The organism is Roseivirga sp. E12 (assembly GCF_017592825.1).
Classification (GTDB): Bacteria; Bacteroidota; Bacteroidia; order Cytophagales; family Cyclobacteriaceae; genus Roseivirga.
Genome location: NZ_JAGFMD010000001.1, coordinates 1440395 through 1451857, shown reverse-complemented (window position 1 = coordinate 1451857; position 11463 = coordinate 1440395). Strand labels below are relative to the sequence as shown.

The window sequence follows — 11463 nt, the reverse complement described above, 5'->3', positions numbered from 1 at the left end:
CTGAAACCATACTTTACCATTGTCACCGGTTGCTTTAAAACTCTGATTTAAAACATGCGGAATATGAAAAAATCAAATAAAATTAAGAGCTGCTTAGTATTGATGCTATTAATGTTAGGCACATCTGCTTACACACAAACCACGAAGCAGGAAGCAGAGAAATGCCCTTATCAAATAGCCCAGCCAGTATCTTTTGGTCATAACCCCGCGGTTAAGGCCAAGGAGGCAATTGAGAAAATAACTAAGACGGTTAATGATAAACAAAAGATACTTGATGCGGTCTTCGGTGTCAGAAACTTGACGGAGATTTTTGAAATCTGCGAATTTTGCGCAGCCCCAAGTGGTTTAGGCTGTATGTATTGGGAGTGGACAAGGGTTGAATGGAGATTTCCTGTTTTATATTGCTATGCAGACGAGTTTAGGCTTCATGGCTTCAATGTTTCCGAAGCAGTTGTAAAATTCCCCGATCACTATGCCCCCCTGCACAAGACTCTTTTTGAGGAGCTTCCTAAAGTGACAGAGGCGCTGAATGGATTGAGTAATCCATCCGATACAACCAATACTCATATATCGAAAATCATCGAAGACATTGGTGGGCTGCATAGCTCGCTGGATGCGGCCAGTAAGTCATTGGGTAAATACAATCAAGATGTGACCACGCACCTGGATGCTTTCAATACAGTCTATGGAGAGTTTAGTAAAAAACAGACAGAAAGTAGCAGCAGAATACATGAGACCGGCTTCCGCTGTGGCCGTGAGACCATGCTCAACATGTGGAAAGAGAAGTCGGATGCCTTGGGCACCGAACTGGCCGAGGTGATGACCAAGCTGACCGATTATGGAGTGACCAAAACAAAGATTGATAATGAGGTTTCTGAGATACTAGGGCCTCTCACCGACTTGCTCGACAACTTTGTTTCGGCATGCTGTAAATTATGGGAGGCTAAAAACGCAACGGGCGTTAATAAGTCAATTAAAATAACCGAGGCTCAGACGTTTTGGAAAGATTCAGTGACAGAATATATCACAAGTGAATTTGGGGCTGGCTAGGTCAATTATGGAGGTCCGCCAGTCTTTGTTCTACTCAGAAGGTTGCAGTCGTCAGTTTGTCAACTTGAATACTATGCGCTGGGGGCTCTTTTTACTTTCTTAAATGATCTTGGTGAATCATTATTGATTCGAAAAATCAACTCTTTTTTATGGCAAATTCGGTGCTTGACATTGACTGGGCCATCAATTCTAAACTTAGTCAGAATCGCTCCAATTGCCTGCTGGACTTGTATAGTACCTCTAACTTCACGGACGTTAGTAGGGGTTTTTACGGGGATGTTGTTGTAAACCCCTGTTTGTCAACATTGGCCATTTGCACGCTTACCCACCCTTATGTGATTCCCCAATTTTGGTCTATCAGTTTTTGAAAGCCTCAGCAGGTTGCTGATCGAAACTTCTCAAACAAAACCAAAATAAAAAAAACATGTCAACAGTTACGATTGAAACCAAATCAAAGTCCACAACCTCTATTGCACCCTCCAATAAACTGGAAAACGCAGACGGAAAAGCCTTTATCCTTTTTGGGAAAGATTGGCTCAAGTTACAGTCTTTCATTACTACCTGTCTTAAGATGCCTATTACCAAAACTGACTTTACAAATAGATATGGCAACTTTTCAGATGAGCAAATGATTGAAGATTGTGTTTCTGCCATGCAGCAGGTACAGGCCATGGGTGCGTTAATGGGAGACCCTACAACCTTGCGCCACAACATTCAAACTAACCCAAATTATTTGTCAGGTAAGACCCCGCCTAAAGGTCTCTTTGCACATTGTGCCTGGATGGCTGGTAGGCTCAGTACTCATGCCAGTACTTACAACAGTAACCTGAGTGTACTGAAGGATTTTATGACCAACAAGCCCAAAGAAAACAAAAAAGTGTTGGCAGATATTATGTCACCAACTAGTGGTCTGCAGGCTACAGCCAAGAGGGGGTTGAAAGAAATCCAGCATTTACAAAAGAAGCTCACCTCTTTTGAGACATCATTCAACAGTGCAAAATCTGCCATTACGACCTATGTTGATGAAGATTCATCTGTGATAGCGGCTGCCAAAGCTGCTGAAAAGGTGGATACTACAAAAATTGCTTCCCTTCAGAAGTCAGCCACGGCAGCCCATAAAGCTTTTGAGGGCCTTACGATAGCCGAAGCTGCACTTACCGCAGTTGCCTTTTTATCATTGGGTATTCTCATACCTGTAGCAATAGCGGCTGATGGTGTATTGGGCAAGCTGGCCAATGCAGAAAAGGAGAAATACAATGACCTTATGTCGGAAATTGGAACTGATAAAGTAGAATTATCTCAAAAAACGAGGTTGGTAACTGACCTGACTTCTTTCAACAAGACGTTGTCTGGTATTGGAACGCTCTTATCCGGCTTCAAGACAAGCCTTGAGAAGATAGAAGGGGTGTGGACAAACCAAAATATTGCGATTACCAATATTATGAATCTTCCTTACAGTAAAATAGGTAGTTACAAGGAACTGAAAGAAGCGATTCACCTGACAACAGCGCTAACAGATTGGACCACTATGGCCAGCAATACCGGGGAATTTGTGACAGATGCAATGATTTCTTACAGCACCTCAACGCAATACCCATCTCAGTATTCTTAAAGCTTATCAATATTAACAAGACTGGTACTGAACCCGGTCTTGTTACTTTACATCTTAACCATGCATCGGCAAAAGAACTGGTGCATGCCGTTTTTATAAAAGCCCTGATAATCAGCCAGACATTCAGGCTAACTGGCCTTGCTGCATCTATCAATTCTTCTGTTTCACTTTTAAATCGTAGGGGCAGTAGATCATTGTTCTTATAACCGGTTGAATGATCTTTTTGATTTAATCCCATTGGGCGTCTGAATGGAGCGCTGGTAGGGGTTTTTACGGGGTTCATGTTGTAAATCCCTGTTTGTTTACTTTACCCATTTGCACCCTTACCTACTCTTATATGATTCTCCAATTTTGAACTATCATGTTTTGAATGTCTCAGCGGGTTGCTGATGAATATTTATCAAAACAATAACCAAAATAAGAAAACATGTCAACTTCTACCATTGAAACCAAAAAGGGGATGGGCACATCTATTGCACCATCCAACAAACTCGAAAACGCAGACGGCAAAGCCTTTATTCTTTTCGGAATAGACTGGCTCAAGTTACAGTCTTTCATCACTACTTGTTTGCAGATGCCCATTACAAAAGATGATTTTACTGCTAGGTATGGTAGTTTTTCTGATGAGTCACTGATTGATGATTGTATTGCGGCCATGAAGCAAATACAGGCATTGGGAACAGAGATGGGCAGCCCAACCACACTGCGTCATAATATTGAGAAAAACCCTAATTATTTGTCGGGAGATACTCCTCCTAAAAGTGTCTTTGCTCACTGTGCCTGGATGGCCGGCAGGCTTAGTATGCATGCTACTACCTACAACGGTAACTTGGGTGCACTGAAGAATTTTATTACCAATTCACCCAAGGAAAACAAAAAAGTGTTGGCAGATATTATGTCACCAACTGGTGGTCTGCAGGCTACAGCCAAGAGGGCACTTAGCGAAATTGTAGCTTTACAGAATGCTCTGAGTACTTTCGAGGCCAATTTCGTTGCGGCACAAAAAGGCATCAAGAAGTATGTAGACAGTGAGTCAAAAGTAATTGCAGCGGCTAAAGCAGCGGAAAATGTAGACACTACAACCATCGCTTCACTACAAGGGAAAGCAACGGCTGCACACAAGGCCTGGGAAAACTACACCATTGGTGCTACCACTTCTTCTATTGGCATTGCTGTAATTTCATTGGGCCTTCTAGCACCACTGGGAGCAGTAGCAGGAGGCGTACTCGGGCACCTGGCAGTCGAAGAACTAGATGCCTATAATGGTTTTATGAAGAAAATTGGTAATGAACAAAAGGCATTGTCTCAAAAGACCAGATTGGTTCTCGATTTGACCTCGTTTGATAGCATGTTGTCTGAAGTCAGCAGCCAATTGTCAAAATTTAAAACTGATCTGTATACCATCCAGGGAGTTTGGCTTTCGCAAAACACCCAAATTACGGCCATTACAAAGCTGCCATTTAGCAAGATTGGGTCATATAGTGAAATTGTGCAGGCCATTCACCTGACAGTGGCACTGAAGGAGTGGAATGCCATAGCGACCAATACTTCTGAATTTATAACAGATTCGCTCGTTTCTTATAACGACTCAGTTCAGTACCCAGCTCAGTATCCAACTAGTAGCTGACGGATATTTAAAGCCGGCCTTCGGGTCGGTTTTCTTTTCAATCGAAAAATAAATCAGAGACCCAATTACAGTCCTACCAGAATAAGCCAGCTATGAAAAAGTTGAACCGAAGTATTCCGAAGTTTTTGACTTTACTCCTTCTTACATGTCTTTTGGCCTGTACGCAAACCAAGGACTCAGCTAATACACAATGCCAGTTCTCAACCACGCAGCGAACCGTAGTGGAGGACGACCCCTCCATCAAAGCCAAAAATGCCCTTGATGCATTGGGCAATATGATGAATCACGGTGGGGACATCTACAGAACCATCGGTGAAATTGATGATCATGGTATTTTGGTGGTCAATTGTGAGCAGTGTATTATTCCAATATTTGGCGGTTGTTTGGATTACGAACCAATCACACTAGAGTGGCCCTTTCCTGTTATAAACCGTCAGTATTTGTCACAATACAAGTTCAGAGGGCAGAACATGACCCAACAGGTGTTGAGTTTTCCAGATACCTGGAACCCGGTTGGTGGGTTGTTATTTCAACAATTTCCCCGAGTAGCGATAGGGCTTGATAGTTTGGGGATTCCTGACAAAGCCCTTCCGGCCAATATCGATTCTTTGTTGACCGTGATAATGAATGAAACAACTGCATTAAAGCCATCGGTAGATGCTGCGATCGAGTCTTTGGGTAATTACAATACAGCCTCTAACCAAAGTCTGGATAACATGGCTGCCTTACAGGGTGAGTTGAGGCAATTTGCTGAGCGGGGAAGCATGGAGCTCAACAACTTCATCGTGAGTGTGCCATGCGGTAGAGAGGCATTTCAAAATGGATTTAATGAACGAGTAAATTCGCTAAACCCCATGATGAATGACGTCATGCAGCGACTGGCAAATTATGGAGTTGCTAAAAGTGCTTTTAACAATGAGATATCTGAGATCATAGGGCCATTTACCATTATTCAAGATCGTCTTAATTCTGCCCAGCGCAAAATATGTGATGCTCAAAATGCAACAGGCTTTGATAAGAAAGTCAAAGTTGTAGAGGCCCAGACATATTGGAAGAGCGAAATTGATGGCTTTATCCAGTCAGAATTTCTCTGAGCGGAGCCCTTTTCTTAAACGACATGACTTCACGGTTTGATCAAGAAAATTGATTCGTTGTGAAGTCTTTTTTCATGCATGGTCAGGCAATGGCTGTAGCGCAGCCTGGTCTATGTGATTTCAAGTCAAAGGATTCTATGCAGTTCTATCACCGAGGGCATGTCCAAACCGGGTCAGAGCCTCGGGTTTCAGGGTAAAAAATGGAAGTTGATCCGGTGAGAATAGGTGTTTTTACGGGGTGCTTAGTGGTATCCACGTGTTTTTCCAATTCAACGTTTTATACGCTTACCTGCCGCAGATCCATTCTTCAACTTTGGTATATCAATGTTTCGACTATCACAGCTGATTGCTGACGAACGAAATCATCAAAACAATAAACGAAAAATTAACATTATGTCTACATCCACTATTCAGGCTACTACAGGTAGCAGTACTTCAGCAAGTCCGTCAAATAACCTGGCGAGCAAAAACGGTCAAGCCTTCATATTGTTCGATCATGATTGGCTTAAGTTGCAGTCGTTCATTACGAGCTGCCTTCAGATGCCAATTACTACAGGAGACTTTGCTTCAAAATATGGCACTTTCTCTGATCAGACCCTGATCGATAATTGTGTTACGGCCATGCAGTCAATACAAGCTATGGGAACTCAAATGGGAGACCCTAGTGAACTTCGAAAAAAAGTAGAGCAGGATCCTAATTATTTGTCTGGCCCGACTCCCCCAACAGAACTTTTTGGTCATTGTGCCTGGATGGCTGCCCAGCTAAGTATCGCTGCTTCGAATTTTCATGATACCTGGTCTGATCTGAAGCCTATGTATATGGGCAACACTCCAGCCCAAAACAAGACACTCCTAGATAGTCTGCTCACTGGTTCTGGTGGATTGAAGTCTACTGCTAAAACCTCGCTGGCACAAATTCAAGCGCTTCAAGGCAAACTCAGTAGCTTTCAAAGCACATTTTCAGTTGCCAAAAAGGCAATTACTAAATACTGTGATCAAGAGTCACAGGTGATAGCCGCTGCGAAGAGTGCCGAAAATGTTGATACAAGCGCTATTGCCACATTGACACAGCAGGCGACTGAAGCTCACAAGAAGTGGGAGGATTACACGATTGCTGCTTCTACTGCCTCCATAGGTATAGCTGTTATCTCAATGGGGATTCTCTGGCCAGTTGCGGCAGCAGTTGGTGGTGGTTTAGGAGCAGCGGCTGCTGCAGAGATGAAAACCTATAACAATTTGATGGGTCAAATTGGTAGCGATAATACAGATCTGTCTGAAAAGACGAGACTTGTAACTGATCTGACCGCATTTAACCTGTCTTTGGTCAATGTGGATTCTTATTTGTCCAAGTTTGCTGACAAACTCGCGACCATTGAAGGTGTGTGGCTTGATCAAAACACACAATTGACGGCTATTGCTGACCTCTCTGCCGACAAGATAGGGACCTATTCTGGGGTAGTGCAAGCTACTGATTTGCACAACGCCATGGAGGAATGGAAGTCTATTGCAAACAACACCAATCTCTTCGTTACGGATAGCCTAGTTGACTATAGTGATGCGATTGTTTATCCGACACCAGTCCCTAGCCAGGGATAAGTCGAAAAGATAAGGGCCGGCCTCAAGGCCGGCTCATCCTACCATCCACAAAAAAACTGATATGAAAGCCTTAGCAACTTCTTTAGAGTCTAAATATAATTCTACCATTTTGACCACCGATCCTAGTACTGGTGATGTTTCCGGGATTGTTTTTTCAGGTGATCAAGTCAAGTTATCAACGTTGGTAAACCAGTTTCCGCCTTCGGGTGGACTCACCCTGTCAATCTACGCCAATAAACTTATTGCAGATATTCCTGAACTTAATGCAGAGACTACAGTGATTGTAGCTCGTGAAATTGATTTAACTGAAATAGGTGATGCCTCATGGCCAATTGCAGTACCCTCGACTGGCAACTTGACCTCTTTGGAATGTCTCATCCAGGGTTCCGTTAACAGTGGTGATCCACAGGCATTTAATTTGATCACTTCGGAGACCAAGGGTAGCAACCCAGCTCCCCTTTATACGGTGCCCACAAATGGGGGTACACTTAAAATCGGACTTTTTCAAGTAGAGCCGAACAATACTGCCACAGGGACAACACTAGATGCAATAGCAAACTTTGAAGATCTTCTGTGGACTCCTTATGCATTGAATAGCCTGTATGCATGTTTTGCAAAGGCTTCTTCTCTAATGAATGCAGGTGATGTGGATAGTTTGCAAGAGGCAAATAAAATTTTGGCGTGGGTATGTACAGCGATTTCGGCTTGTGGTACTATTCCAAGTACCCATGAAGAGTTGTTTGCACAGGCTTCTTCATTGGTGATTTCGTTGAATGCTCCAGGTGATTATCAATATGTTGCGCCACTTTCTGCAAGTTACTATGGTAGTGAAGTAAACAGCTTAATCACAGCGGTACAGGACTATGATTCCAATTTAGAATCCCTGGAAAATGCCGTACATATCGAAGAAGTGCTGGAAGAAGTAAGTACTGCTATAGAAAGCACCGCTGCAACCGAATTAGCACCACTTCAAACAGAGTATGGTCAGTCTAAGAACGCCATAGAAAGCCTTTATAATGAATACATTTCGGTAATTGGGAATTTCGACAATGCTATGACAATTGCTAAAAACAAGAATCAACTCTTGCAAGCGGCCATTGATCAGGCTAAAGTCTCCAGGTTCATCAACGATGGGATCAGGACTGCGGTGGATGCTGTAAAATCGGCTGCCAATATTGCCGAGACCGTAGAAGGAAAGGGTGACGGTGCCGCTGAGGCACTTTCCAGTGCTCTAGAAGCCATCAAACAAGGCTATGAAACTATTAAAGGTATCACCGAAGATTACGGGCAAAATGATTTAGTAGAGGACGCCAAAGCCTTAGTGGAAAATAACAAGCAGCTGTTCAGTTACGTGATGAACAGTCAACAGCTTTGGTATGATATTAATAATCCCGAGAACGCTCATCACTCAGTGAACTTCAATCCGGAACCGGTTACCCTAGATCCAGGGTTGGCTTGGGATAATTTTATGACTAAGGTTACAAATGTATTGTCTAACCTTTCCGATGAACTAGGTGATAATCATTTAAAATCCGCTCAACCTGCCGGGAATGACTACCTAGCCAGTTTGCAAGTGGTTGCTAATTATGGGAAGGCCTTGAATACTAAAATCGTTGCTTACGGCAATCAACTGTGCAAGGCCGTAGTCTTAAGAGCTAAGGTCCACGCGATCAAAAATACCACAAGCATTTGGAATAAACTTTCGGCAAAATCGGAAAGCAAAAAAGAGAAATTATTGGCTCTGGAAGGCTTGGTAAGAAACAGAAGAGACTCTACGATGCGATCAATATTTGTTGAATTTGCTTACTACAAGGATGTTTTCTTTTACAATAACTTGGTTGAGTCCAGTGTAACGATAAGCCTAGATAGTACACCGGCTGAACTGACCACCGCTTTTTCAACTATCAATAATTGGGTTGGTGGCCTATCAAATGGATCTACAAATTTACCAAGTAAGAATACGCATGTATCTCTTGAGATTCCGATAGTAAAAGATGGGAGTTCAACGAGTGGTCAGGGATTAGTGGCAACGCAATCCAGCGATAGCAAGGGTATACAACTGACCTTTTCTATTCCAACGGGCTTAGCACATATTACGCAACAACTTCCACACCCCAATTCAGCCATTTGGGTGAAATCTGCTAAATATTTTGTTAAAGGTGTGTTGGCTGATGATGCAGGGGTGATTCCCATCACAATTTCTACTTCGGGGAAATACTCCAATGGATTTGGAACCGATACTTACAAGTTTGTTTCTAACTCGCTAAACGGTGGGTTTGCCTATAAGCCAGGTGATAATGGTGAAAAGCCAAAAGTCACCTCCCCCTTCAATGTCGGAGACAACTACCTGTTACCGACTCCATTTACGCTTTGGACAATCAACATTCCTAGCGAGTGCGATGCAAGTGGTGCCACGTTCATTCAACTTGAATTAGAAGTCAATCTATTGTCACAATCCTGAAAACCCCTAACCGGTTGACTGTACACTATCGTACCCGGTTGGGATTAAATCCATACAAAATGAAAACACTTATTAAAACCATTTCAATTGCCTTGCTAATACCCTTGAGCGGGTTTGTAGTTGACAATCAATCCCCCGCCATTTCAATGATGACTCCTGGGTTGGTGGCTCAACTCTCTTTGCCCAAGGCCAAGCAGGCTATTCAAGCTTTGAAAAACATGCCGAGTAACGGCCCTAAGCTTCAACAGCTTATAGACAATTACAATTATGGCCCTTTTCAAACTATTACCAAGTGCAGTGTTTGTACGGATCACTTTATTGGGATATGTGTTGAAGATGAAGATTACACGTATACCTGGAATTTCCCGAGCTATTCGAACTTTATGCAACAGTTCAAACAACTGAGTCAGCAACTACTCAGTGATATCTCAAACTTTAAACCGTACTATCAGCCTCTGCAGTCAGCTTTGGTAGATGCTATGCCAAATGTTTCACAAACCCTTCAGACATTGAAGGGCTCTACGACCGCCAATGTTCAGACCAACCTGTCTTCCTCCATTATCAAGATAAAGTCTTTAAAAAAGAGTCTGGATTCGGCCATTAGCTTTTTGGGGAATTACAATCAGGCCATTGTCAATGATTTTGCAAACCTCCATAACAACTATCTGAGCTTGACGAGTGTGACCTCAAGCGATAGGGTGGCGATTGATAATTACGCTCAGGGAATGGCTTGTGGGGGCAGTACTTTGATTACTCAATGGCAGACCTTAGTGAATGAAATTCAGAGTAGCATGACTGGCTTTGTTCTCCAATGCCAAGACTTCGGTATTTCCACTCAAACGGTTAACACTGATATGGGGGAAATCATTGGGCCTTTGGTTTCCATGCTCAATCAGCTAAATGGTGTTTCAGAAAAGTTGGCTGCAGGTCAAAAGACGAAGAATGCTGCCATACAGGAGATTAATCAAATGGTCGCCATGAATTTTTGGACACAACTGAGTCAATTCGCTCAACAAGAGTTTGGGCAATAGAATATCCCATGTGCTATGCTATGAATCGGTAAATCAGACTGTTCAGGCATAGTTTTAAACGCTGAGAAATCAAGAATATCAGAAACCCTAATCAGTATAGGTCTGATGGGGTTTCTATATTAACTTATTCATATTCAGGATTTTAAAAAATAGATATACTTGAATTAATCACTGCTTTTGATCGTCAGTCTTTTTATTCATATTCTTACATTAAATCAATAACCATATAAACAATTCCAATGAAAGTACTAAATGAAACTCTAGCGAGTAAGTCAAAATCTTCATGGCCGAAATTGAGGCAAGAGGAGGTTAATAATTGCTTTGAAATCTATGACGAGCAGAATGAAGAGTACAATCGAATTACTGGAGCATATTTTGGCCAGGTAGAGTCCTCTTTTCTAGATGCAATAGAGAATTGGAATAGCAGTTCAAGTCTTTCTTTCTGCATGGGGATCGATAAGAATACAGATCTCTTCAGTCCTTTTTTCGAACTAATGGATGATAGTGGAGTAGTACATCTTGGAATGGAAGAACAATTAACTAAGACTTTTATCTCTCCCAATACAAGTAAGTACCAACCGCATCTCGGGGTTTCTGTTGATTATAAAAATGAAGTTTGTACCAACTGGGCCTTAATTCCATACTATTTGGTGAGTAGGATTTTCTTTCAAACAATTAGCATGGATGGATCGGGTCATGGAATAAGCATCTCTGGCGAAGAACAATTGCTTAAACGACCAAAGCGGGTTAAGAAATTTATCATTCAAACAGAAGATATCGATGCAATGAAGTCTGTTCTGCAGCCTCAAAGTACTATAAAGGTGCACTTTGGTGTGAATTACGGTCATTCGGCTAACCAGCAAATAGCTTTTACCCCAGTGATTGAGATATCGAATAACACAGGGCTGGCATTGGATGATGAGGGTGATACCTTTTTGGATTTTGTAGGTGCTTGTCCTCCAGCATGCCCTGACTGATTTCGATTGAACGCT

Annotated in this window: 8 protein-coding genes; all 8 read left to right on the top strand. The window is 42.4% G+C overall.

Going from position 1 to position 11463, the window contains the following annotated elements:
* The first annotated feature begins 63 nt into the window (after nt 1-63).
* Entirely contained in the window at nt 64-1050 is a 987-nt protein-coding gene (locus J4E76_RS06430; protein WP_208502251.1) for a hypothetical protein, read from the top strand.
* Nucleotides 1051-1474: 424 nt separating this feature from the next.
* Nucleotides 1475-2662 carry a hypothetical protein gene (locus J4E76_RS06425; protein WP_208502249.1) on the top strand — a complete coding sequence of 396 codons (1188 nt, stop codon included), beginning with the start codon at nt 1475-1477 and terminating at the stop codon, nt 2660-2662.
* A 427-nt stretch (nt 2663-3089) separates the two neighbouring features.
* Complete coding sequence (locus J4E76_RS06420; RefSeq protein ID WP_208502247.1) at nt 3090-4289, top strand: hypothetical protein; 1200 nt, start codon at nt 3090-3092, stop codon at nt 4287-4289.
* A gap of 92 nt (nt 4290-4381) precedes the next feature.
* Nucleotides 4382-5383, top strand: a complete 1002-nt coding sequence (locus J4E76_RS06415; protein ID WP_208502245.1) for a hypothetical protein — start codon at nt 4382-4384, stop codon at nt 5381-5383.
* A gap of 324 nt (nt 5384-5707) precedes the next feature.
* Nucleotides 5708-6979, top strand: coding sequence for a hypothetical protein (locus J4E76_RS06410; protein WP_208502244.1), 1272 nt, complete (start codon nt 5708-5710; stop codon nt 6977-6979).
* A 61-nt stretch (nt 6980-7040) separates the two neighbouring features.
* Nucleotides 7041-9440, top strand: a complete 2400-nt coding sequence (locus J4E76_RS06405; RefSeq protein ID WP_208502241.1) for a hypothetical protein — start codon at nt 7041-7043, stop codon at nt 9438-9440.
* A 59-nt stretch (nt 9441-9499) separates the two neighbouring features.
* A complete protein-coding gene (locus J4E76_RS06400; protein ID WP_208502240.1) occupies nt 9500-10471 on the top strand; it encodes a hypothetical protein in 972 nt (323 codons plus the stop codon).
* 239 nt (nt 10472-10710) lie between these two features.
* Complete coding sequence (locus J4E76_RS06395; RefSeq protein ID WP_208502238.1) at nt 10711-11448, top strand: hypothetical protein; 738 nt, start codon at nt 10711-10713, stop codon at nt 11446-11448.
* Nucleotides 11449-11463: the final 15 nt, after the last annotated feature.

What these genes read in the sequence shown, in the direction of transcription:
- J4E76_RS06395 (WP_208502238.1), top strand. Translation starts at nt 10,711, where the DNA reads ATGAAAGTACTAAATGAAACTCTAGCGAGTAAGTCAAAATCTTCATGG.
- J4E76_RS06415 (WP_208502245.1), top strand. Translation starts at nt 4,382, where the DNA reads ATGAAAAAGTTGAACCGAAGTATTCCGAAGTTTTTGACTTTACTCCTT.
- J4E76_RS06410 (WP_208502244.1), top strand. Translation starts at nt 5,708, where the DNA reads ATGTTTCGACTATCACAGCTGATTGCTGACGAACGAAATCATCAAAAC.
- J4E76_RS06400 (WP_208502240.1), top strand. Translation starts at nt 9,500, where the DNA reads ATGAAAACACTTATTAAAACCATTTCAATTGCCTTGCTAATACCCTTG.
- J4E76_RS06425 (WP_208502249.1), top strand. Translation starts at nt 1,475, where the DNA reads ATGTCAACAGTTACGATTGAAACCAAATCAAAGTCCACAACCTCTATT.
- J4E76_RS06420 (WP_208502247.1), top strand. Translation starts at nt 3,090, where the DNA reads ATGTCAACTTCTACCATTGAAACCAAAAAGGGGATGGGCACATCTATT.
- J4E76_RS06405 (WP_208502241.1), top strand. Translation starts at nt 7,041, where the DNA reads ATGAAAGCCTTAGCAACTTCTTTAGAGTCTAAATATAATTCTACCATT.
- J4E76_RS06430 (WP_208502251.1), top strand. Translation starts at nt 64, where the DNA reads ATGAAAAAATCAAATAAAATTAAGAGCTGCTTAGTATTGATGCTATTA.